We start from the raw sequence: 21,366 nt of genomic DNA, 5'->3' as shown, positions 1-21,366 counted from the left end.
TTTACAGTTGGTGCGTTAAAACGCTTCCTGCTTCCTGCTTCCTGCTTGCTGTGACTAACCGCGACCAGAAATGTGAATTAATATTTTGACGTCGTTTTCACTTCGATTGTCATGGGTGTTTAGTCAATATAGAATTTTGCAGGAATGAAAATAAGCATCAAGAAGGGAATGGCTGTCAATCCATAAACAAGACGATCCAATATCTTTGTCTTATAAAGATACCTTCCAGCGATCCATAATGCAAGGCTCACAGTGACATATTCAGCCACAATGATTCCACTAAAAGAGCTTAAAAAGAATTTACCTTTCATCCAAACATTCCAATGATAATAGACGAGCCAGACTGTTCCAAAAGAGTTAATGCTCAAAGAAAAAAAATATAAAACCATGCTTATTCGTTGCTGCCAAACGGCCATTATCGAACTCCTTGCTTGTATAGATATTCTGCCAGGGCATTTCTTCTTTCCTTACCTGCATCTGAGTCCGGGGCATAATAAAAATGACCTTCCCCAGTACCTGCCAACATCTGTTTGATTAAGGTAGGTGCTCCCGCAACCAAGGATGTGAGTGGTATACCTGCCTTGATTGGATCGCCCTGTTTTTCAAGATCTAATACGATAACATTGTTAATGTTCTTTGTGTTCTTGACAGTTTTTAGGAAATCATCGCTGATGGGAGATCCGATCAAAACAAGATTGTCTACTTTTGTACCTGCTCTGGCGTAGTTTACGGCGACTTGTGTTGCCACTTCTGAGCCATAGGAGTAGCCAATGAGGTTGAACTGGCTTCCACTTTGATCGAATTTCTCAAGCGGAGTAGGAAATGGGTGTCGACCATATCGATACGCTTGCACGCCAGGCCCTGCATCTATTAAGGTTCCATACGACCAGGTATCCCTGTTTGCTGGCGTTAATTTTATTCCGTGCTGGTCAAACGCACGGACCATATCCTGGATATAGGGGCCATCCATTCCCGCTCCACCAAAGAACACATTGCCCTGGATAGTTTCACCAGGTTGTAAATGGTTTGTAGGAATCTCTTTTGGAACTCTTTGGATGGATCGTAAGCTTTCGTCTCCGCCGCGAACATCAATAGCACCATAATGAGGAGTGCCTCCAAAAGGTGACGTTTGTAACCCGCCAGTACGCATCAACGGTGCGTCCTTTGGAATTAAATTTCTGTTTCCCAGGATATCTTGATTAAGCATCTTACTTAGATACGCGATTTCAGAAGTTGATAAATCTTGCTGAGATATGTTTGGACGGTCGGAGGAAAGTCGACGGATATTATCTATATCCAATGCTCTTTGGCCGATCTTATGCGTATCCCCATTTATGCGGCTATTCTGAGGGATCATGTAGGTTTTCCCTGCCAGAATTCGACTGCTGTCAAGGGTATTGGCTTGCATGAAGTTACCAATTTCTCGTGGATCACTCTTACCAATTATGGAAGAAATATTATCCGCTTGCGAGGCAGTAACGAGTCGTATCGCACTAGTTGGTGAGTTTGGGCTTTCGCCAAAACCCATAGCCTGGTTGGACCAAGCATCAATATCAGATGTAATAGCATGTTTCATATTGATGGATGGGCGATACGTCGCTTGTTGCCATGATTCATCTTTAAATAATCTGGTTTTTCCATCGCCATTGGCTAGCTGATCATTTTTAAAATAGATATTCATGAAATTATTTTGATAGCGTGACTTATGATTCTCCGGAGAGTCATCTTGCGGCTCATTAGAGTCATTTACATTTGAATCTCGGTCCCTTGAATCCGGATAAGAAAACCTGTTCAACAGCCCCATTTTCCCGCGCATTACAGCTTGATCCTCTGATGCGTCTTCCTCACGCTCATGCATGGGATTGTACGACCATCTATCCAGGTCGTCCGTCTGCGCAGCAGGCACACTCGCGCCTGATTCATCATTGGCCGCCATGGCACGCAATAACAAACCTTTGACCGGCACCGGGCTGGGCATATAGTCGCTGCTGCTGGCCGTATCGAGTGGCAGGAGGCTGGAATTCTGCGCTGGCAGTCTGGCGTACAGGCGCGCAGGCAGTTGTTCGTCTTCGTAATTGTGGATGTCCGAGAAGGGCATCATCCGGATGTGGTCTTGGGCGTCAGGCTGGCCTGAATAGCTCGCGGGTAGCAAGCCGGGGGCAGACCAGTCAGCGTATTGTTCGTCGCCTGTCTCATCTGGCGAGTTGATGAGGTAGGGCAGGCCGTCCTGGCCTATGATGCGTTTGATTGCCATGATGCTCCTGTCTTGTAGCGATGGTATTTTGGTCTTAGACCTTGTATGCACCAAGCAGGCAAAATGCCATGTCGCGCATGTCTTTTAAATGGCGTTCTGTGGCGGCCAGCGCGGCGCTGCTGCTGATGTTGCCGGTACTGCTGCTGGTATTGCTGGCACTCCCTGATATGCCTGCATTGCCAGTGGGGCGCAAGCCGCAGTGCCAGAGTTCATCCATGAGTTGCTGGGCATCTTCATATGGCATCGTCAGTGCAGGTGCGCCGGGCTGGCCTTCTGGTACTTCAGCAAAGTGCAGGGGCAGTGCGGTGTGCAGCTTGCCTGCGTGGCGGCGTGCCAGGCGCAGGTCGATGTTGCGGCTCCAGGGCAAGAGCTGGCACGATACGCGCAAGGGGCCACAGGTTTGCTCAGTCATGCTGCTGCCCTGCCGGCCTGCCTGCATCCTGCTTCACCATACAGGGCTATCATGAGCGGATCAGTGCGACGGATTTTGTCTGTGTCGGGTTTGATCTGGCGGGTGTACATGGTGGGAGCGGGTTTGCCGCTGTGCCAGCCAAATTGCAGTTTGCTGCGGCCACGGGGCGTGGGCGTGGCGCGTTGTACGACATGGCCTGAGAAGCACAGGTCACTAATCAGTTTGCGCGCATAATTCTCCGAGGTACGCAGCTCGCGCATGATGTCTTCAATGAACAGGAATTTGTCACTCAGGATTTGCGCCACCTGGGCATAGCGTACGGCGATGTCGTTTCTCATGTTGTTTCCTTTCGGCGGTTGTTAATTGCTTCCCCTGGCAGGGGAGAGGACTACATTTTTTTAAATATCCTGTGTTTTCTGGCATTCAAAACGGCAAGTCATCATCCATGTTGTCCCAGGTTTCAGGCGTTCTGGCTGGCTGTGGTGTTCTTGCTGGCAGGCCATCGGCACTACCTGCTGGCGTGCCAGGTTTGCTTAACATCTGCATGGTGTCGCCACGCACTTCTGTGATGAATTTGTCCTGACCATCCTTGTCCTGGTACTTGCGGGTGCGCAGGCTGCCTTCGATGTAGACGCTGGCACCTTTCCTGAGGTGCATGCCCACCACTTCTGCCAGACGGCCAAAGAAGCTGACGCGGTGCCACTCTATGCGTTCCTTGCGCTCACCGCTGGTTCTGTCTTTCCAGTTGTCGGTGGTGGCGATGGTGATATTGCTGACGGCTTCGCCATTGGGGGCATAGCGGGTTTCCGGGTCGCGGCCCAGGTTGCCGACGAGGATAACTTTATTGACAGTTGCCATTGATGTTGTCGCCTTGCAGTAAAAAAATCGTTCAGTGTTGCAGTGCCGTTTTGCATGCCGCCAGACGGCTATAGCCCAGGTTTCTGATCATGCGGTAGACAGCACACATGATGCGCAGGCGCATGTGCAGGTGATTGATGAGGGCGTGTGTATCGTTCATGTTGTGGCTTTCTCTAATGATTGGCAAAGTTGACGCAGGGCTTGTGCTTCCGGCGCGGCAAACCACTGACTATCCTGCCGCAGCCTGGCGGCCAGGGCTTGTGCCCTGTCGAGCAGCTCTGGTGCCATGGCCCACACGCGGGCATTGGCGATGGCTTCGTCAGATGGTTGCAGGGCATCCGGGTTGCAGATATTGCCGCTGGCATCGTAATGCGCTTCGGCCTGCCAGCCGTAGGCAATCGCCATGCACTGGCTGCTGCGCGCATCGAAGAGGGCATTGCCCACGGCACGTAACTGGCGGCTATGTTTCATTGCACACTCGCGCCAAAGCCGGTCATGCGTTCTGCTTCTTGCGCCAGTTGGCGCAGTGCCTTGTTCTCAGCTTGTGGTTTGTTGCTTGTCTGGGCCAGCTGCGCGCTCACCGAGGCGTGTAATGTGGCCGCCTGGCTGGCAGGTGCCGCCTGTTGTTCAGGCTGATCTGCATTGCCCGGATGGTCTTCTTCATTGCTCATCATGCTCAGCACGGCACAGATGACGATATACGCCAGTGCAGTGATCAGCCAGTCTGTCAGGGATGTTTTCATGCTAGTCCTCACAAAATTCAGGCGAGCGCATACACAGCGAAAAAACGCACTCGTTCTCGTGTTAATCAATCTAGAACTCATTTCATAAATAGGGTGAGTGCGAACAAGACGATTTGGGATGCAGTGCAAGGCGTGACCTGCAGCTAAGGCTCCTGCCTTAGCAAAGGGCGCAACGCTGCAATGCGCCCAAATCGTTAGTTCCCGAAGGGTTTGCCTCATAACGCGTGCTGGACTGCAGGTGCTGACAATTCGACTCGTTATCAATAGCACCGCTATTGACTGCCTCGTCCGCCTTGCCAGCCCACGTTATGAGGCAAACGCATCTCACCCTATTTATGAAATGAGTTCTACTCAGATGGGGTGATGCTTTGGTGTGCAACGCTGTTGTCGCTGCGGTGCTGCTATAGCTGGCCATTGCGGCTGGCTGGGTGCTGGAAAAAACGGATGACAATGTGATGCGCTGGCCTTGCCCGCCGCGTGTGAGCGCGGCAGCAGAAGGTGCAAGGCCAGCGCAGACAAGGTGCCGGACGCTACTCCGGCGAACGTGAAATTAGCCGCGACCCAATTTCACCAGCGTCTACTTTTGCGTGTGCGATGCGATTAGTTGCAGCGCGTTTCAATGTTGAATAAATGCTGACAATGCTGTGTTGAAAATTCAGTGTTCAGATTTCAGCGCACAAATTTCAGTTCAAGACTTATTGCTGCCAGTCCAGCATCACCTTGGCCATCATCCTGCCAAAGTTTTCATACCGCCCCTGGTCCAGCATGCTGGCCATTTTGTTGCATTGTTCCATACTGCATTCAGCAAAGGCGTCGATCAGGTTTTGCCCGTTGATGAGTACCGCCGTCGATGCAGTGGCTGGTTGGGCGTAATAGGTTTTGGGTAATCCAAAATAAGTTTGCGTGCTCATTTGTCGCTTTCTTTGTTTGTCTGACCATGTATAGAACTATACGCTTCCGTATAATCCTTGTCAATACGAAATTGTATTAAAAAGTATGATTTCGTATGGAATTGTTGGTTATATGTAAACGTGGAAAGTGCAGGAATGGATATAAAGGACGTAAAAAAACCCCAAAAGACAATCTTTAATTTTGGGGTTTACCTTACCGGGGGGGGGCTTCAATGACCTTGGAATGATGGGGATTCTTTCAGAAATATATTATGCAAGCTTGCAATGCAATATAAGCCTTTATTCGAAATTAATACAGAGCAGTCTTTACCCACCCACCACCTCCGCCGTCAACCTATCCAGATTCTGCTCATTCGCTGGCACCACGATATGCTCAACCTGGCTGGCAATGTCAGCATCTTCAAAAACCTGTGACCATGACACCAGGGTGCCCGTCGCTGACGAAGCCAGCGAAATCGTCAGGCGAAACCTGGGTTCGGAAATGTGCTGCACGACCACCAGGCTGGGTGCCTCTATCTCGGCAAACTGGCTTTCGTTGAGATAGTTTTTATCGTTAGGCCCGTGCATGACAAAAGACCAGTAGCCGCCGGGCTTGAATTCGCAAATGCTGAAACTATTGGTAAAACCGGCAGGGCCCCACCAGCGCGCCAGGCGTTGCGGGTCGCTGATGGCGGCGAAGACTTGCTCTGGGCTGGCGGGGATGTCGCGTGAGGTGGCAAAGGTAGTCATGAGTGTCTTCCTTGGTGTGGTGGGACAAGTCTTGAATCGGTTTGGCGATGGTATGCCAGTAAGGCCGAGGCCAGTATCAGTTAGCCCCTTTCGCTGCCTGCCATTCATCGCGCAGCAGGCCAAACATCCAGGTATCCTTGATCTCACCTTTAAATTTCCAGCGCTGGCGCAGCAAGCCCTCCTGGGTAAAACCCAGTTTGCGCAAGAGCTGGGCAGAGGCGGGGTTGCGCGGATCAACTTCTGCTTCCACGCGGTTGATAGCCATCTCGCCAAAGGCATGGGTCAGCAGGGCGCGCAGGGCTTCGGCCATGTAGCCGCCGCGCCAGTAGGGCTGCGCCAAGGCATAGCCCAGTTCACAACGCTCACACTCGGTATCAAAACGAAACAGCAGACAAGCGCCGATGACCTTGTTGCTTTCCTTATCGACGATCACGCATTGCATGGCCGCCGCCTGCGCCGCCATCTCCTTGACGCGCTGGTACCAGCTATGGGCAGCGAGGGTGTCGGTCCAGGTGATATAGGGCAAAAAGCGGGTGACGGCCTCGTCAGAAAACACCTGGTACAAGTCAGGCAGATCGCTTTCTTCTATCATGCGCACGATCAGGCGCGGGGTGTGGAGTGCGTAGGACAGCGTAGTTTGCATATGTGTCGGGGCATACGCAAAACCGCCCCAGCTGCGTTGTCGCTCCTAGCCGTACTAGAGTACTGTCTTCGTCGCGACGCCTTGCTGGGACAATTTTGCGTAAGCCCTATTTGAGTTGGTTAGTAATCATGGGCTTCAACATTACCTATCATAGCAAATGAACATGAAACTGCGGTGACCATCGCTGTACTTATATAGACAGCACTTTCAAGCCGCATCAACCACCTTGCCTGTATACAAAGCGTCCGATAATCTTCAGCAAGCCCACATTCTCAGGCGTGATGCGCTCATCGGGATAAGTGCGCTTGTCCGGGTTGCGGCTTTCCAGCACCCAGGTGCCGTCGATTTCGCGGCGCAATTGCTTGATGCGCAGGCCGTCAGGGTGCTGGATGGCAAAGATCTTGCCGCTTTGCGGTTCGGTCTTGGTCTGGTCGATGATGACCATATCGCCATCGACGATAAAGTCTGCCATCGAACTGCCGTCGGCATAGATGGCGGCCAGGTTTTCTGCCTTGACGCCATATTTCTTGAAAAAGCCGACCTCTTTAATGAGCTGGCCCTTGGGCTCGGCGTCTTCATTATGCGCGCCACCACCACAGGAGCCTTTGGCTGAATAGTAATTAATAGCGGCAATGCCGATGCTCTCATCAATTACAGCGGCAGGCTGGCTGGATTCATAGCCGCGCAAATCCTTGCTGCGCAAATCTGACAGGCTGACATTAAAGAACTTGGCAATTGGCGCCAGCGACGAAGTGCGCGGGTCCTTGGTAATGCCCTCGACGATACGAAAGATCGTCGCCTGCGGCACCCGGACTTCATCAGGGAACATTTTTTCCAGGGCAGTTGCCAACGAAGTCGGGTTCATGCCCGACTTATCCATAAGGTATTTGATATTAGTTTTCGCGTCCATGGCTGCATTATGCGTTATCGCATTAAAAATGCCAAGAATTAGTGAAAAAAACTTGGATGGTAATACGAAAATGTATATAATTGAACTTGTGGGGAAGAGCTCGCTTACTTTAATCCGGTATGCATCCGACAATGAAGCGAAGGTATCAATCCACATATCCTACAACCTTAAACATAAAGCCGTTCGCCTGCCTTGATCTGTTACCGCGCGAATACTGTTTAACCATCTACTTACTCCACCAGGATTCCCTGGTCACCATCAGCCGCCTGTGTTTTTGCTACCCGGCTGATTATTTTGTCGTCTTTCTGACGACCGAGGCCCTGCATGCAGGGGGCATATAAATTTGACGATGAAGACCTCTCTACACAGAGGAACGAGATATTAAGAACCGAGCCCAGGCTCCTCCCCTAGAAGGGGCGGGAGTCATGTACACGTCACGTGACAATGGTTCTTGCAATAGCTCATTGCCCTTTCTGTGTTGATAGGTCTTCCGGTTCTACCTAACCGCACCATTATTAAAGCTGCCCACGCAGCCACACTACGACAACATGACAATACAAAAAGACATCCAGCGTCAGGTGTCCGCACGCGCACGCCTGATCGGGTACGCCTGTGGAAAAAATCCATCAGCAATACCAACCAGGAGCTGCCTATGCTGAGCCAGTCACCCGCAACCACCGACTGGCAGCATCTGGACAACCGGGTGATTTCTCCCACCCACACCATCACCCCACGCCGCTTATGCAAAGGCCCGCGCTGCCGTCACGGGCGCGGACAAATGCGGTCAATACGGCAGTTTTGCAATGCGCAGAATCAGCCTGTGTATACGTATTGCAAATTGTGTCGTGGTGGGTAGCAAAAAGAGACCATCCACCACCGAGCCACAGAGAAAGCGAAGTGTTGGACTGTTGCCTCGTAGTCTGGCGAGGTCCGGTGCAACCTGCATGCCCTGTGTGGTCAGATTCAATCAGTATTAAAAGGAATTTTTTACATGCCCCGCGCAAGAAATATCAAGCATAGCTTTTTTAAAAATGACTTGCTGGCTGAAATCCCTCCTCTTGGCCGCTTGCTGTTTGCTGGTTTGTGGACTATGGCTGACAGAGAGGGCCGACTGGAAGATCGCCATAAAAGAATCCGAAGCGAGATCATGTCTTATGACGATTGCGATATCGATGGCCTGCTGAACTCATTAGCCAAACATGGCTTTATCGAGCGTTATGTGGTGGACGGCGTAGGCTATATTCAGATCTGCAAGTTCAAATCCCATCAGCATCCGCACAGGAATGAACCACCCAGTGCCCTGCCAGCACCAGGTCAGCACAGTGCAAGTACTGTGCAAGCTAACAACCCTGCACCAGAGTTAACGGATGCTGCTCCGGCTGATTCATATAATCTGATTACTGATTCCTGTAATCTTATAAAACCTGGCATGACTTCGCCCTGTCAGGAAATCGATGGTGAGGAATCAAAGCTTGCCAAGCCAAAAAAATCAGGCAAATTCGACGAATGCCCCGCCGAATTCGAAGCCGCCTGGAAAGCCTATCCACGCCGACCCGGTGCCAGCAAAAAAGAAGCATGGCAAGCCTGGCTGGCGCGACGGCGAGATGGTGTCGATGCAGCACTCATGGTCGATGGTGTCAGGCGCTATGCCGCCTACATCGTCGCCAGCGGGCAGTCACCCAAATTCGTCAAGCATGCAGCCACCTTCTTTGGTCCCTACGAGCACTACAAGGCCGACTGGAGCATGCCTGCCGATCACGCGCCACCTGCCAGCAGCAAGCACACAGGGTTTGCCAACACCAACTACACACAGGGGATAGCCCAGGATGGCTCATTCTGACAGCAGCAGTTTTGTCCGCGTCGGTGGTATGCAGCTCTGCAGCGAGCAAAGGCATTGCCAGCAGCACGGTGGCTACACCGCCTACTCGCACAAGCCCGGCATCTGGTCTGGTTGCGAGCAATGCCAACAAGCCAGCGACGCGAAACAACGCCATGCCAGCATGCAGCAACAACGGCAAGCGCAACAAGCCGCACTGTGGCAAAAACGTCTGGGTCGTGCTGCCATACCGGCACGCTTTGCAGAACGCAATCTGCAAAATTATCGCCCTACCTGCACCGCCGCAGAGCAGGCATTGCGCACTTGCCAAAGCTATGCGCAAGAGTTTGATGCAGTCCTTAAAACAGGTCGCAGCCTGATCTTTTGCGGCAGCGTGGGCACAGGTAAAACCCATCTGGCCGTGGGTATTGCCAGACACATCATGGAGGCAGGCAAACAGGCCGTGATGAGCTCAGTGTTGAAAGCAGTACGCCGCATCAAAGAAAGCTACCGCCGCGACAGCCCTTACACCGAAGCGGCACTGATACAGGAATTTGTAGAACCAGATTTATTGATACTCGACGAAGTCGGCGTGCAGTTTGGCAGCGAGACAGAAAAAATGCTGCTGTTCGACATCATCAACGGTCGTTACGAAGTCATGAAACCCAGCATCCTCATCAGCAACCTGGGCCTGCCAGAACTCGAACGCTACATCGGCACCCGCGCCATGGACAGACTACGCGAAGGCGGCGGCAAGGCCCTGGTGTTTGATTGGGAATCGTATCGGCGGGTGGTTTGATATAGATCTTAAAGCCTTAGAGTTTAAAAAAAATACGCAAGCAACACCTCTACAGCCCATGCACAACAAGGAGCAAGCATGAACGCACGTCAGAATTTTGCACACACAGTTACCAAAAGCAATGATCCACAAAAAGAGCAAAAAGACCTCTTGACCTATTGGCTGGACCAATGGGCCATGTGGATGAACAACAACCACGCAGAAATCGCCCGCGACACCGGCATCGGTGGCGGCATCATCGGCAAAAATGCCCTCAGCAATTATTGCGTCGCCAGCGACGATTGCCATGCTGTCTGGGATTTGGAAAGGGATAAAAAGGTCAAGGAAATCGATGCCCTCATCAACGACCTGCGCCTCGAACAACCCTGGACCTACTGGGCCATCTGCAAACACCTGGGCCTGATGAACTTCTGGAAATACCCCAAGCTCGACCCGCAAGAAGCCTTTATCAATGCGCTGGACGAACTGCAATACCTGGTCGAAGAACGCAAGCTGGTTTTGTAAGCCCGGCACAATCAGCCGCGCACCCTGCACATTGCGCATCGTGCAGGGTGCGCTCTAACACACCACCCCGCACCACTTCGTACCGCCCGCAGCATTTCCAGCCAATTTTTCAAATATCCAAATCAACGCCCGGTACGCACGGCGCACTCTGTACTGAGCAATTGCCACGCGCAACAGGGCAACCAGCCTATACCTCCCATTCAATAGCACATAAGGAACAACCATGCCAAACATCAGCAGCATACGAGGCCGCGACGGCCTGTACTACCGCATTCCCGATTTTGATGAGTTTGACGGCTACGATAATTTCAATGCGCCAGTTTACGGTAAAGACCTGGCAGACGAACTGCAACTCTCAGATCTTGACCCCAGCATTCCCCGCTTGAAGTCCAATACGATCGTCAGCAGAGGTGGTCGTGATGAAGACCGCTACCGTCTACCGCTTTCTGCTGACATGGGCAGCCGCTTCTCGCCAGCAGAGTCGGACATCAGGCTAGCTGCTGCAGATGAACATTTCTATGGCGGCAGCCCGCAAACCTACACAAAGAGGCAAAGTTTACTTCCTCGTGCCACGCCAGGCCAAAGCGATCCTGGCGATATGTATGATTCCTTGCCCGGGATCATTGCGAAGCAAGGGCCGCCAAGTTTTACAGACCGCGATACCGGCGCCATGGGCTGGGCAATACCCTACAACAAGCCTCAAATGGCACCGTTGACAGAAGAGGTCACCATTTTTGGACCAGGTGCAGGTAAAGAAAAAGTTTTCACAAAATGGTCACCGCCACCGCCGGGCTATTACTACTGGCAAGAGTTGACCGATGAACTGCCACAGTTGAGAAAGTTCGAAACTCCCGATCAATCAAGGTTGCCCGATTCTTTACGAATGCTACATACCGGGCGGCCGAATGAACGCATGGAACTGGACAGGATCGACTATGCGGCACGGTTGAGAGCAAAGAACAATCTCGAACTCGCTTTGCTTGGCCCTATTTTCAATGCTCCCGGCTTTTATACCCGCCTGTTTGGCGGAAATGAAGAACAAGTCGAATCTGCAAATCAATTTGGCGCCATAGGGCTTGATATTGCAGGGGCAAGGGCAGGGACGTCTCAACGAAACGCTACTACTAGTCAACGACCAAGGGGAGACAGCTTTGTTCCCCCTTCTCGCAGAGCGACATTTTTTGATGAGTACCCGGGTTTCTATGGCAGAACGAATGCAATCCGCGATGGCATGCAGCCTGAAAGCCGCATCATGTCAGAAGCAGCAATCAAAGAAAAGCGCCCCTTTCCGATAGGTAGCTTACCATCTGACTGGACAAGCAGACTCGATGAATTCAGGATGTTTCCTAACCAGACTAATGCAGAAAGTTTGGCACAACTGGCGGCAAAAAAAGCGCGGGACATCGCGGAAGAAGGAATGGTAAGCGCCAATATTGACAGAGTAGGTAGAGTGAGGCTTGGATATAGCAAGAGACCTCGAAAAGCATTAGAGATTCCTTCAATAGAAAACGCTTTCGTGCAAAACATGATCAACAAAAACAATTTAAATCCAGAAACTGCAGGATATCCCGGCACCTGTGCAGAACCCCAGATTTTTTCACAGATGTTGAACAATAATAATCAACCATCGGGTTTCATGGGGGCAGCACAGATACATGATCCGACCGGCAAGATCAGGGCAGCCTGCCGGAATTGTGGTTCTGTGAATCGCTATTTCGGGGTTGGTTATCGCGATGAGGATTTGGGAGTTGTACCTCCGCAAAAATAGGAATGCCCTGCATCGTCAATTTGTAACTATTTTTTATTTTCTCATTAGTGTTGACGTGCACAGGGTGTTGCGTGCGTCAACGCTTTGAACCAATATATCAAGTAGAATATTTGTATCAGAGAGCCTGACCTGAAGAAGTATATAGATTGCGCAATGATAGATTATTCTGGAGAAATAAATGAACGAGCAAAATCAAGTACAGCAAGCGAAAGAACCGGAATGGATCAATCACCCGCTTGTTGGTCAGTACATGTACCGTGTTAAGCATAATGACTGGGTTGCAAAGGCACCTGTACATGGGATTGATTACTCCGTCTCGTTAAATGCAATGGGAACCGAACCCATCCAGGCGCAAATGGACACATTTGCAGAGTTGATTGCACGGCTGCCCGGAATCATTAGCTCATCCAATTTGCCTGATGCCCCCACGGATGAATGGAGAGAAAAACACCCCGAATATCGCTTGCTTAATGCAAAAGTTCAGTATTTGTCGATCCGTGAAGACGGCAATTTTCTTATTTATCTTGGTGCTTTTCCTGAAGATGACTGGTCCCCAAGCTTCGAGACATCGCCAGACTTCATCGTGATTGAAGCTGAGTGGATCACATAAGCAAAAAAAATTTGGTGTTATATCGGATCTCGTTCAAGGGAGCAGGAATTGAGAGTAGCCTGCGTAGATACAATTAACCCGGGCAGGTACGATTAGCATAGCGCAATCGTACGCATGCAGTGCCATCAATAACCAAAGGACTCAAGAAAATACTGTATTCGTCATTTATCCATCCCTGCACGAGTGCGATGTATACTTGATTCAATATCAAAAAGCCGTCGTGCTTTTCAATCAGTAAATAAAGTTGCAGCTCACATGCGTACGATTACGCTGCGCTAATCGTATCTACGCGGGCTGACCTAAAGAAGCATATAGATTATTCTGGAGAAATAAATGAACGAAAAAAATCAAGTGCAGCAAGCCAGTGAACTGGAATGGATCAATCATCCCCTTGTTGGTCAATACAGATACCGCGTTGAGCAGAACAGTTGGATTGCAAAAGCACCTGTACATGGGATTGATTACTCCGTCTCGTTAAATGCAAAGGGACCCGAACCCATTCAGGCGCAAATGGACACATTTGCAGAGTTGATTGCACGGCTGCCCGGAATCATTAGCTCATCCAATTTGCCTGATGCCCCCACGGATGAATGGAGGAAAAAACACCCCGAATATCGCTTGCTTAATGCAAAAGTTCAGTATTTGTCGATCCGTAAAGACGGCAATTTTCTTATTTTTCTTGGTGCTTTTCCTGAAGATGACTGGTCCCCAAGCTTCGAGACATCGCCAGATTTCATCGTGATTGAAGCTGAGTGGATCACATAAGCAAAAAAATTTGGTGTTATATCGGATCTGGTTCAAGGGAGCAGGAATTGAGAGTCGCCTGTGTAGATACAATTAGCGTACCCGATATCAGGAAAAATCACGTGCCAAATCAAACAAATTTAGAACCTTCATACTTGGATCCTGAATTGATTCCCCATCCTCTGGTCGGACACTTCAGGAGAGGACCATCGGGTAGCTGGGCTGCTGATACTGCCGTGCGCGGCATTGATTATCCATTCAGGATAGCCGCAAAGGGAACCGAACCATCACAAGCGCAAATGGACAGGTTTGCAGAATTGATAGCACTGCTCCCTGAAATCATCGCCTCTTCCAATTTATCGGATGCGCCCACGGATGAATGGAGGAGCAAGCACCCTGATTACCGGATCGCCAGCGCACGAATTTCGTTTTTTCGTTTGTACGAGGATGGCAGATTTTTTTGAGTTTTGATGCCTATTCTGAAGACGACTGGATCCCTATGATTGATATCTCTCCCTACTTCAAAGTCACATTGGCTGAGTGGGGGGTGTGATTCAGGCCGTGTAGATACTGTTATTCCGGTCAAGCTAAATGTAAGCTAGCATCGAATGGTTTGCCAGATTTCAATACGCCTAAAGCGACCTGAACCAGCTTTCGCATCATAGCGCCAATAATGAGCTTGGCAGGTTTAATGAAATCAAAGAAAGGTGGACAATGAACGACTTGATGAACAGAATCAGTAACCCTGCGTGTAAAGAGCGCGATTTGCTCATTGATGAGTTGAACGACCTTATTGTTTATGGGGAGGTAAATCCGACAGATCTGGAATCTATCGTGAAGCAATTAATGAATCAACTCAAACATGAAGCTGATCCAGCTGTCAATGAGAGTATATTCAATCTCCTTGCGACAGTATTTGACAATGGGGATTTAACACACTTGATTGCAGATGAAACTGCTGAACTTTTAAACCAGCTTCCAGCCATATGTCTGGTACATGCAATACCAATCATTGCATACTCACATCGACCAGACAAGTCAAGCTTATTGCGGCCGTTTGTCCATGACAAAGATGACGAAGTGAGGAAGATGATATCGGAGATATTGAAAGACTTGAATGAGTAGAAAAAGATCCTGAACGTCGTTTTTCAGATGTCAATTTCGAAAGCGATAAGAAGCCCGCGTAGGTACGATTAGCGCAGCGTAATCGTACGTATGTGATACGCATTGACCTGGTGCGCATTGCAATTTTCTGCTTGCCGTGGCCGATATTCATTCACGTGCACCGTGATGAATGGATGTCGCGGCACTTTCTCAAAATCCCGGTAAGCAGGGCGTATTGTCACTCACCGGTTCAACGTGAAATGCAGGCAATTTGAAGAATGGCGCGTCGTGATGCACCCTACGTATTGCGGGTGGCACAAGCGTGATGAAGGTCAGAACCAAAGAACTCACTACAGAGACACAGCGGCACAGAGTAATGTCCGTGTTGACAGTCGCAAGGTATGTGCTTTAGTAGGGGGCGTTGTAACGCATTACTCCGCACAATCCCCGTACCACCCGCAGCATTTCCAGCCAATTTTTTCAAACAGCAAAATCAACACTGCTACGCGCAGCGCACCCTGCACTGAGTAATTGCCACGCGCAACAGGGCAGCAAGCCCGCACCCCAATTCAACAACACATAAGGAACAAGCATGCCAAACATCAGCAGCATACGAGGCCGCGACGGCCTGTACTACCGCATTCCCGATTTTGATGAGTTTGACGGCTACGATAATTTCAATGCGCCAGTTTACGGTAAAGACCTGGCAGACGAACTGCAACTCTCAGATCTTGACCCCAGCATTCCCCGCTTGAAGTCCAATACGATCGTCAGCAGAGGTGGTCGTGATGAAGACCGCTACCGTCTACCGCTTTCTGCTGACATGGGCAGCCGCTTCTCGCCAGCAGAGTCGGACATCAGACTAGCTGCTGCAGATGAACATTTCTATGGCGGCAGCCCGCAAACCTACACAAAGAGGCAAAGTTTACTTCCTCGTGCCACGCCAGGCCAAAGCGATCCTGGCGATAGGTATGATTCCTTGCCCGGGATCATTGCGAAGCAAGGGCCGCCAAGTTTTACAGACCGCGATACCGGCGCCATGAGCTGGGCAATATCCTACAACAAGCCTCAAATGGCACCGTTGACAGAAGAGGTCACCATTTTTGGACCAGGTGCAGGTAAAGAAAAAGTTTTCACAAAATGGTCACCGCCACCGCCGGGCTATTACTACTGGCAAGAGTTGACAGATGAACTGCCACAGTTGAGAAAGTTCGAAACTCCAGATCAATCAAGGATGCCCGATTCTTTACGAATGCTACATGCCGGGCGGCCGAATGAACGCATGGAACTGGACAGGACCGACTATGCGGCACGGTTGAGAGCAAAGAACAATCTCGAACTCGCTTTGCTTGGCCCAATTTTTAATGCCCCCGGCTTTTATACCCGCCTGTTTGGCGGAAATGAAGAACAAGTTGAATCTGCAAATCAACTTGGCGCCATAGGGCTTGATATTGCAGGGGCAAGGGTTGGTAGACCGCGAAGTCGTACTACTTATGACAGTCAACAATTATGGGGAAGCAATACAGTTCCTCCATTTCGCAGAGCGAATTTCTTTAATACAAATTCAGGCTTCAGTAGTAGAGCGAATGCAAATCGCGACAGCATGCGACCTGAAAGCGGCTTCATGTCAGAAGCTGGGCTTAAGGATGAACGCAATTTTTCAAAAGCTGATTTACCAGCTGACTGGAGGAACCAGCTTGATAAAGTCCGGATATTTCCAAACCAGGCGAATGCTGAATTTTTGGCACAACAAGCGGTGAAAGAAGTGCAAAACGACGCAAAATCAGGAATGGTAACCGCTTTCATTGACAAGGCAGGGGGAGTGAAACTCGGATATAGCATTAACCCTCGAAGAGACTTAAAGATTCCGTCAATAGAGAATTCTTTCGTAAAAGAGCTGATCGACCAAAACAATTTACATCCAGATACCGCAGGATTTCGCGGCACCTGCGCCGAACCTCAGGTTTTTTCCCAGATATTGAATAATAATGAACAACCCTGGGGCTTTATGGGAGCAGCCCAGCTACATGATCCTACAGGCAATATCAGAGCCGCCTGCCAGAATTGTGGTTCGATCAATCGCTACTTTGGCGTTGGTTACCGGGATCAGGATGTAGGAGTAGTTCCTCCAACAAGATAGAAATACCTTATATCGCCAGTTCGTGACGAATTTTCCCTCGTCTCCTCATTGGAGGAGACGTGCGCGGTGGCAGGTACTGCTACATGTTGAAAAATGTATACCGTGTAGAATGTTCGTATAAAAAAATTCTTGTCGATGAAGAATATCGACAATACAAAGACTCATTATTCTGGAGAAGAAAATGAACGAAAAAAATCATGTCGCACAAACCCAAAACCTGAATTGGATAAGTCACCCGCTGGTTGGTCAGTACAGGCACCGCGCCGAACACAATGACTGGATTGCAGAAGCAAAAGTACATGGGATAGATTATCCTGTTTCGATAAATGCAATGGGAAGCGAACCGATTCAAGCGCAAATGGACATATTTGCAGAGTTGATTGCACGGCTACCTGAAATCATTGCCTCATCCAATTTGCCTGATGCTCCAACTGAGGAGTGGCGAAAAAAGCATCCTGATTACCGACTCCTCAACGCGCCAATCTCTTGTTTATATTTGCACGAAGATGGCAGTTTTTATGTGAGACTTGATGCCTATCCTGAAGACGACTGGCTACCAGGATTTGATATCTCTCCGGACTTTAAAGTCATACTAGCTGAATGGGGTGTGTGAGCTGGCAAATACGAACACCTGCATTTTCAAATCGCGCATGTTCCCGTAGGGGGGCTTTAGCCGCAAATGCTTATCATACTTATTTTTCGCGCCCGAAGCTGTTCTTGCGGGCAGCAATTTCCTTGACGTAGGGCGCATTGCAATGCGCCGTATGTGATCACCGCATTCTCTCGAAAAACATCTTTGCCGTATGCCAAGTGCACATGCGGCGTAATATATTGCGCCCTACATCACGGCAATGTACAAAAAAAAAATTGGATATGCCAAAAACTGCGTCATGCGGTCAGTAGGGGGCGCGCCGTGCGCACTATATTTCACCATTATTTTGCAGGCATTCACATCAAAAAAACCGGTGCGCCTGACGCACGCCGCTCAACAAACATCGCTGTATCAAGCTCTTGATGCAGGAGAAGAGTTTCTGCGGGAGCGGCTTTAGCTGTGAATGCTTGCAAGGGTCGCAAGCTTCGCGGCTAACGCCGCTCCTACAGGAAGCAATTGCTGTAGTGCAGGGCGCATTGCCATGCGCAACAGCAATGCCACAACAAGGCAACAAGCCTGCATCTTCATTCAAAAACAAATAAGGAACAACCATGCCAAACAGAAGCAGCATACGCGGCCGCGACGGCCTGTACTACCGCATTCCCGATTTTGATGAGTTTGACGACTATGATAATTTCAATGCGCCAGCTTATGGTAAAGACCTGGCAGACGAGTTGCAATTCTCAGACCTCGACCCCAGCATCCGTCTCTTGCTATCCGGCACCGCCATGCGCAGAGCCGATAATGATGAAGACAGCTACAGGCTGCCGTTGTTCGCTGACATGGGCAACCAATTCTCCCCGGCAAACACAGGCGTCAGGCTGATGGCAAGAGACGACAGCATGCCCACTACTGACGCCGGTGGCTTCGGTCGTGAATACCTGCAAGCTAGCACCCCCGCGAGGAGCTGGCTGTTGAACACCATGTCGAATAATGGTGAGACAAACAGCGAATCTTTTGCTGCGCAAAATTTAGCGCCGCGAAATACGGGATTACTCAGCAGATTTGATACTTCGACTCCGCAGGAATATAGTTTAGGCATCGTTAGTCCTGATGACCTGCAAGAAGGCAATTCAACATATACCCCGTATGGCAGAGAGAAATTAGCAGATGACGATAGCGCTAATTTCTTGCCTGATTATTCTTTGGGCGCAAGTCTTACAGAAAGGATTCGTCCTGAGGACGTAGGAAGCCTGCCCCTGCAAAGAGACGTTAGCAGATTGCGTGGCATGCCCGTCTTGACGCGAGAAGAAGTAGAACGCGGTGTCAATATCCCGATAAAGATAGACGACTTGCTCAGTAATGCTGCAGACCTCAGATTTGCACCTCGTACACACACTATCCAACGTGGTGATAATCCCTCGCAGCTCGGTAAGCAATATTTTAATGATGGCCGGGCAGGCATGTCCATCCTTGCTCAGAATGGATTAGCAACTTCCGCCGATGGTGCACGCAATCTACCAGTTGGACGCGTCTTGACTATCCCGAATAACATCACCAATGCGAACCTGCGTGCAGGTGGCCAATTGATTGCGGCTGATACGTCTGAAAGACGGCAGGCGATTGAGCTGGCACAAAGGCAGCGGGTTGAACAATCAAACGCGCAGGTCAGCTTTGGGAATGGCGTCAGGCAACACAGTAGAAACGAGCTTATTTCATCATTTAAGGGCATTAAAGAAGGCATCATGGATGTCGGTCGGCACTTGAAAGAGAAACACGGTGGCGATACTTTTAGTAAGGGATTTGACCAAAATTCCATTTACATTACCACCTATGCAGATATCAATAAAAAAAATCCAGAATTGGGTTGGACTGGTCTCGCACCATTTGCATCGAACGAAGTTCGTGCCGCACTCGCATGGCTTGCCAAGCGGTCTCTGAGAAATAGAGGCGAGTCAGTAGAAGGTAAATATTTTTTATCGGCTACACCTGATAGAGGATTGGATAGCTCTTCCATGCCTGGCATGGCCTTTGATAACCTTGCCAAAGGAAATCAGCAAGTATTTGAAGACATTACGCCGTATCTGCGCTTTTATCAGCAGCATGGTGCTGCGAAATTGCTCTCGATTGCCAATGATATTGGCATGAAAGATGAAATGAGAGAGGCATTTGAAGCGCTTCAAGCCAGTCAGGAAACCAAAGACCCCGAGCGGGCAGAAATACTTCGCGCTATTTCAGCCAAGAAAATGCTTAATCATGAACAAAGAAATGTTCTTCAAGAAATGTATAAAAAACCCATGATGAGCGGAGGCGCATGGATCAACGGTGCTACCGGTTCACGAATACTGCCATTGGATGTGCATGTTGGTCAAAAGGGGGAGCCCGGCTATTTTGAAATTTCGCCAACGGATAAAAGCATCGATCTCTCTAACATTAATGAACGCTGGGCTTATGCAAGCACGGGGCTGGATCAGTTTACTAACCGATACAATAACCCGGCTACTCGTGAGATCACGCGCCAGCAAATTCAGAAGATGGCCGATCCCAGGAATCTTCATCCAATCCCAGTTGAGATCGTGCCGCATTTGAAAATATCAAAATAATGGAAGCAAAGAGCCTGTCCGGGACGTAGGTAGAAAGTGTAGCGTAATCGTACGCGTGGCTATCAGCGCCGTTATGATAAAAGCATGATGCACGCATTTACGCTACACTGATTACAACAATAAAAACAATCTCAGTCTGAAAGGAATGTTGATGAAATCTCAAAAAACGGCAGGTCTGCTGCCTGACAGCATCATTGATGCGGAAGGGGCGAATATATGATGGGGGGAATGGGTCTTGAACTCGCTTATCTGGGGGGGGTGTTCTATGTATCTGGGCGGCGGCTTACCTTGCATCAGGGTTTGGTCTTGTCTATGCCTACAAAAGGCGCAGAACCAATTTTGATAAGTCGCTCATTATTGGTTTTTTATCCCTCTGCGTCTTTGTGCCTACAAGTATTTTCCTGATCAAGCGCATTTGGCCTGCACATATCAATGTAACGGTGGACGAGAGCACGACGATAGATACAATCATGTCGCAAGAAAAAGCACACTGTTTTAAATTTACCGGGCTCGATAATAACTATTATTGCGACGGTATTATTTACTACTTGACCGTCCGTCTTCCCGATAAGACTGATTTTCGGGCAAAAGCGAAAAGTATCTCACTGTCTACCTATCCGGATAGCAGGAAATTGAAATCGATAAGTGTCGATGTCAAACAAAGCTATTCAAAAGAAGAGCTGACAGCCTATCTCAAGCGCAAAGAAGAACAGAAAGACGGCGACTTCACTGAAAGCATGATTCCGCAGAAAATCTCTGATGAAATAATTCCCTGGCTGTCGTCCAGTAAAGAGTCATGGTATCGTCAAGTGGGATGCGTCAAACCGGATTACAGGCTGTGCTTGGAAGCGTATCGAAAAGACTCTGGAGATTACACTTTGCAATTTTGGTTAGAAAAAAAATGATCGTCAAAACATAAGCATGTTGGAAAATGGGATGAATGCGGGCGGCGAGCATGTTTGCACGGTGGGACTAGCCCGTGTAGATACGATTAGCGCAGCGTAATCGTACGCATGCAGTGCCATCAATAACCAAAGGCCACAAGCAAATACTGTATTCGTCTTTTATCCATCCGTGCACAAGTGCGATGTATACTTGATTCAATATCAAAAAGCCGTTTTGTTTTTCAATCAGTAAATAAAGTTGCGGCTCACATGCGTACGATTACGCTGCACTAATCGTACCTACGGGGGGGAATGGGAATTTGATGCCGTCAAAAAAGAAGC

Annotated in this window: 26 protein-coding genes and 1 pseudogene; 14 read left to right on the top strand and 13 right to left on the bottom strand. The window is 49.5% G+C overall.

The window, feature by feature from the left end; translation table 11 throughout:
* Positions 1–119: 119 nt before the first annotated feature.
* The 12 genes from H8L47_RS10795 to H8L47_RS10745 form a co-directional block, all read right to left on the bottom strand.
* Positions 120–416, bottom strand: a complete 297-nt coding sequence (locus tag H8L47_RS10795) for a hypothetical protein (RefSeq protein WP_186953603.1) — start codon at positions 414–416, stop codon at positions 120–122.
* On the bottom strand, positions 416–2,254 hold the full coding sequence (locus H8L47_RS10790) for a hypothetical protein (RefSeq protein ID WP_186953602.1): 1,839 nt from the start codon (positions 2,252–2,254) through the stop codon (positions 416–418). Before H8L47_RS10790 ends, H8L47_RS10795 begins: the two co-directional genes overlap by 1 nt.
* Before the next feature lie 34 nt (positions 2,255–2,288).
* Positions 2,289–2,666 (bottom strand): hypothetical protein, encoded by a 378-nt coding sequence (locus H8L47_RS10785; RefSeq protein ID WP_186953601.1) that lies wholly within the window; start codon positions 2,664–2,666, stop codon positions 2,289–2,291.
* Positions 2,663–3,004, bottom strand: coding sequence for a hypothetical protein (locus H8L47_RS10780; protein WP_186953600.1), 342 nt, complete (start codon positions 3,002–3,004; stop codon positions 2,663–2,665). Before H8L47_RS10780 ends, H8L47_RS10785 begins: the two co-directional genes overlap by 4 nt.
* Positions 3,005–3,089: 85 nt before the next feature.
* A complete protein-coding gene (gene ssb, locus H8L47_RS10775) occupies positions 3,090–3,524 on the bottom strand; it encodes a single-stranded DNA-binding protein (protein ID WP_186953599.1) in 435 nt (144 codons plus the stop codon).
* 31 nt (positions 3,525–3,555) lie between these two features.
* A complete protein-coding gene (locus tag H8L47_RS30065; RefSeq protein WP_268978053.1) occupies positions 3,556–3,684 on the bottom strand; it encodes a hypothetical protein in 129 nt (42 codons plus the stop codon).
* Positions 3,681–3,995, bottom strand: a complete 315-nt coding sequence (locus tag H8L47_RS10770) for a hypothetical protein (protein WP_186953598.1) — start codon at positions 3,993–3,995, stop codon at positions 3,681–3,683. Before H8L47_RS10770 ends, H8L47_RS30065 begins: the two co-directional genes overlap by 4 nt.
* Positions 3,992–4,267, bottom strand: a complete 276-nt coding sequence (locus H8L47_RS10765; RefSeq protein WP_186953597.1) for a hypothetical protein — start codon at positions 4,265–4,267, stop codon at positions 3,992–3,994. Before H8L47_RS10765 ends, H8L47_RS10770 begins: the two co-directional genes overlap by 4 nt.
* 695 nt (positions 4,268–4,962) lie before the next feature.
* A complete protein-coding gene (locus H8L47_RS10760) occupies positions 4,963–5,178 on the bottom strand; it encodes a hypothetical protein (RefSeq protein ID WP_186953596.1) in 216 nt (71 codons plus the stop codon).
* 306 nt (positions 5,179–5,484) lie between these two features.
* Positions 5,485–5,907, bottom strand: a complete 423-nt coding sequence (locus H8L47_RS10755) for an SRPBCC domain-containing protein (RefSeq protein ID WP_186953595.1) — start codon at positions 5,905–5,907, stop codon at positions 5,485–5,487.
* Positions 5,908–5,983: 76 nt separating this feature from the next.
* Complete coding sequence (locus H8L47_RS10750; protein ID WP_186953594.1) at positions 5,984–6,550, bottom strand: GNAT family N-acetyltransferase; 567 nt, start codon at positions 6,548–6,550, stop codon at positions 5,984–5,986.
* A gap of 217 nt (positions 6,551–6,767) precedes the next feature.
* Entirely contained in the window at positions 6,768–7,460 is a 693-nt protein-coding gene (locus tag H8L47_RS10745) for a LexA family transcriptional regulator (RefSeq protein WP_186953593.1), read from the bottom strand.
* Between the two features lie 475 nt (positions 7,461–7,935).
* On the opposite strand from H8L47_RS10745, the gene H8L47_RS29415 reads away from it, so the two are divergent.
* The 8 genes from H8L47_RS29415 to H8L47_RS10710 all read left to right on the top strand — a co-directional run bounded on the left by H8L47_RS29415 (position 7,936) and on the right by H8L47_RS10710 (position 14,165).
* Positions 7,936–8,316, top strand: a complete 381-nt coding sequence (locus H8L47_RS29415; protein WP_222616494.1) for a hypothetical protein — start codon at positions 7,936–7,938, stop codon at positions 8,314–8,316.
* 135 nt (positions 8,317–8,451) lie between these two features.
* Positions 8,452–9,300 carry a hypothetical protein gene (locus H8L47_RS10740; RefSeq protein ID WP_186953592.1) on the top strand — a complete coding sequence of 283 codons (849 nt, stop codon included), beginning with the start codon at positions 8,452–8,454 and terminating at the stop codon, positions 9,298–9,300.
* Positions 9,287–10,075 carry an ATP-binding protein gene (locus H8L47_RS10735; RefSeq protein WP_230413685.1) on the top strand — a complete coding sequence of 263 codons (789 nt, stop codon included), beginning with the start codon at positions 9,287–9,289 and terminating at the stop codon, positions 10,073–10,075. The genes H8L47_RS10740 and H8L47_RS10735 overlap by 14 nt, the downstream gene beginning before the upstream one ends.
* Before the next feature lie 78 nt (positions 10,076–10,153).
* Positions 10,154–10,579, top strand: a complete 426-nt coding sequence (locus H8L47_RS10730) for a hypothetical protein (RefSeq protein ID WP_186953591.1) — start codon at positions 10,154–10,156, stop codon at positions 10,577–10,579.
* A 223-nt stretch (positions 10,580–10,802) separates the two neighbouring features.
* Complete coding sequence (locus H8L47_RS10725; RefSeq protein WP_186953590.1) at positions 10,803–12,347, top strand: hypothetical protein; 1,545 nt, start codon at positions 10,803–10,805, stop codon at positions 12,345–12,347.
* 178 nt (positions 12,348–12,525) lie between these two features.
* The gene (locus tag H8L47_RS10720; RefSeq protein ID WP_186953589.1) at positions 12,526–12,957 is read left to right on the top strand and encodes a hypothetical protein; all 432 of its coding nucleotides are present in this window, start codon (positions 12,526–12,528) and stop codon (positions 12,955–12,957) included.
* Between the two features lie 333 nt (positions 12,958–13,290).
* Positions 13,291–13,722 carry a hypothetical protein gene (locus H8L47_RS10715; protein WP_186953588.1) on the top strand — a complete coding sequence of 144 codons (432 nt, stop codon included), beginning with the start codon at positions 13,291–13,293 and terminating at the stop codon, positions 13,720–13,722.
* Between the two features lie 101 nt (positions 13,723–13,823).
* The gene (locus tag H8L47_RS10710; protein ID WP_186953587.1) at positions 13,824–14,165 is read left to right on the top strand and encodes a hypothetical protein; all 342 of its coding nucleotides are present in this window, start codon (positions 13,824–13,826) and stop codon (positions 14,163–14,165) included.
* Between the two features lie 118 nt (positions 14,166–14,283).
* Here H8L47_RS10710 and H8L47_RS10705 read toward each other — a convergent pair.
* A pseudogene (locus H8L47_RS10705) lies at positions 14,284–14,391 on the bottom strand (IS110 family transposase); the annotation flags it as partial.
* A 24-nt stretch (positions 14,392–14,415) separates the two neighbouring features.
* Here H8L47_RS10705 and H8L47_RS10700 point away from each other — a divergent pair.
* The 6 genes from H8L47_RS10700 (at position 14,416) to H8L47_RS10680 (ending at position 21,045) form a co-directional block, all read left to right on the top strand.
* Positions 14,416–14,826 carry a hypothetical protein gene (locus H8L47_RS10700; RefSeq protein WP_186953782.1) on the top strand — a complete coding sequence of 137 codons (411 nt, stop codon included), beginning with the start codon at positions 14,416–14,418 and terminating at the stop codon, positions 14,824–14,826.
* A gap of 571 nt (positions 14,827–15,397) precedes the next feature.
* Positions 15,398–16,945, top strand: coding sequence for a hypothetical protein (locus H8L47_RS10695; protein ID WP_186953586.1), 1,548 nt, complete (start codon positions 15,398–15,400; stop codon positions 16,943–16,945).
* 181 nt (positions 16,946–17,126) lie between these two features.
* Positions 17,127–17,558: a hypothetical protein gene (locus tag H8L47_RS10690; RefSeq protein ID WP_186953585.1), complete on the top strand. Its 432-nt coding sequence runs from the start codon at positions 17,127–17,129 to the stop codon at positions 17,556–17,558.
* 238 nt (positions 17,559–17,796) lie between these two features.
* Positions 17,797–17,994 carry a hypothetical protein gene (locus H8L47_RS29410; protein WP_222616493.1) on the top strand — a complete coding sequence of 66 codons (198 nt, stop codon included), beginning with the start codon at positions 17,797–17,799 and terminating at the stop codon, positions 17,992–17,994.
* A 154-nt stretch (positions 17,995–18,148) separates the two neighbouring features.
* Entirely contained in the window at positions 18,149–20,140 is a 1,992-nt protein-coding gene (locus H8L47_RS10685; protein ID WP_186953584.1) for a LysM peptidoglycan-binding domain-containing protein, read from the top strand.
* Positions 20,141–20,610: 470 nt separating this feature from the next.
* Entirely contained in the window at positions 20,611–21,045 is a 435-nt protein-coding gene (locus H8L47_RS10680) for a hypothetical protein (RefSeq protein WP_186953583.1), read from the top strand.
* Positions 21,046–21,366: the final 321 nt, after the last annotated feature.

It is taken from the genome of Undibacterium umbellatum, assembly GCF_014284125.1.
In the GTDB taxonomy this organism is placed as follows: domain Bacteria; phylum Pseudomonadota; class Gammaproteobacteria; order Burkholderiales; family Burkholderiaceae_D; genus Undibacterium; species Undibacterium umbellatum.
The sequence above is the reverse complement of the archived record's forward strand: the minus strand, read 5'-3'. Positions and strand labels throughout refer to the sequence as shown.

Bases quoted from the DNA above. Each gene is read 5' to 3' on its own strand.
- H8L47_RS10795 (WP_186953603.1), bottom strand. From the start codon at position 416: ATGGCCGTTTGGCAGCAACGAATAAGCATGGTTTTATATTTTTTTTCT.
- H8L47_RS10790 (WP_186953602.1), bottom strand. From the start codon at position 2,254: ATGGCAATCAAACGCATCATAGGCCAGGACGGCCTGCCCTACCTCATC.
- H8L47_RS10785 (WP_186953601.1), bottom strand. From the start codon at position 2,666: ATGACTGAGCAAACCTGTGGCCCCTTGCGCGTATCGTGCCAGCTCTTG.
- H8L47_RS10780 (WP_186953600.1), bottom strand. From the start codon at position 3,004: ATGAGAAACGACATCGCCGTACGCTATGCCCAGGTGGCGCAAATCCTG.
- ssb (WP_186953599.1), bottom strand. From the start codon at position 3,524: ATGGCAACTGTCAATAAAGTTATCCTCGTCGGCAACCTGGGCCGCGAC.
- H8L47_RS30065 (WP_268978053.1), bottom strand. From the start codon at position 3,684: ATGAACGATACACACGCCCTCATCAATCACCTGCACATGCGCCTGCGC.
- H8L47_RS10770 (WP_186953598.1), bottom strand. From the start codon at position 3,995: ATGAAACATAGCCGCCAGTTACGTGCCGTGGGCAATGCCCTCTTCGAT.
- H8L47_RS10765 (WP_186953597.1), bottom strand. From the start codon at position 4,267: ATGAAAACATCCCTGACAGACTGGCTGATCACTGCACTGGCGTATATC.
- H8L47_RS10760 (WP_186953596.1), bottom strand. From the start codon at position 5,178: ATGAGCACGCAAACTTATTTTGGATTACCCAAAACCTATTACGCCCAA.
- H8L47_RS10755 (WP_186953595.1), bottom strand. From the start codon at position 5,907: ATGACTACCTTTGCCACCTCACGCGACATCCCCGCCAGCCCAGAGCAA.
- H8L47_RS10750 (WP_186953594.1), bottom strand. From the start codon at position 6,550: ATGCAAACTACGCTGTCCTACGCACTCCACACCCCGCGCCTGATCGTG.
- H8L47_RS10745 (WP_186953593.1), bottom strand. From the start codon at position 7,460: ATGGACGCGAAAACTAATATCAAATACCTTATGGATAAGTCGGGCATG.
- H8L47_RS10740 (WP_186953592.1), top strand. From the start codon at position 8,452: ATGCCCCGCGCAAGAAATATCAAGCATAGCTTTTTTAAAAATGACTTG.
- H8L47_RS10735 (WP_230413685.1), top strand. From the start codon at position 9,287: ATGGCTCATTCTGACAGCAGCAGTTTTGTCCGCGTCGGTGGTATGCAG.
- H8L47_RS10730 (WP_186953591.1), top strand. From the start codon at position 10,154: ATGAACGCACGTCAGAATTTTGCACACACAGTTACCAAAAGCAATGAT.
- H8L47_RS10725 (WP_186953590.1), top strand. From the start codon at position 10,803: ATGCCAAACATCAGCAGCATACGAGGCCGCGACGGCCTGTACTACCGC.
- H8L47_RS10720 (WP_186953589.1), top strand. From the start codon at position 12,526: ATGAACGAGCAAAATCAAGTACAGCAAGCGAAAGAACCGGAATGGATC.
- H8L47_RS10715 (WP_186953588.1), top strand. From the start codon at position 13,291: ATGAACGAAAAAAATCAAGTGCAGCAAGCCAGTGAACTGGAATGGATC.
- H8L47_RS10700 (WP_186953782.1), top strand. From the start codon at position 14,416: ATGAACGACTTGATGAACAGAATCAGTAACCCTGCGTGTAAAGAGCGC.
- H8L47_RS10695 (WP_186953586.1), top strand. From the start codon at position 15,398: ATGCCAAACATCAGCAGCATACGAGGCCGCGACGGCCTGTACTACCGC.
- H8L47_RS10690 (WP_186953585.1), top strand. From the start codon at position 17,127: ATGAACGAAAAAAATCATGTCGCACAAACCCAAAACCTGAATTGGATA.
- H8L47_RS29410 (WP_222616493.1), top strand. From the start codon at position 17,797: ATGTACAAAAAAAAAATTGGATATGCCAAAAACTGCGTCATGCGGTCA.
- H8L47_RS10685 (WP_186953584.1), top strand. From the start codon at position 18,149: ATGCCAAACAGAAGCAGCATACGCGGCCGCGACGGCCTGTACTACCGC.
- H8L47_RS10680 (WP_186953583.1), top strand. From the start codon at position 20,611: ATGTCGCAAGAAAAAGCACACTGTTTTAAATTTACCGGGCTCGATAAT.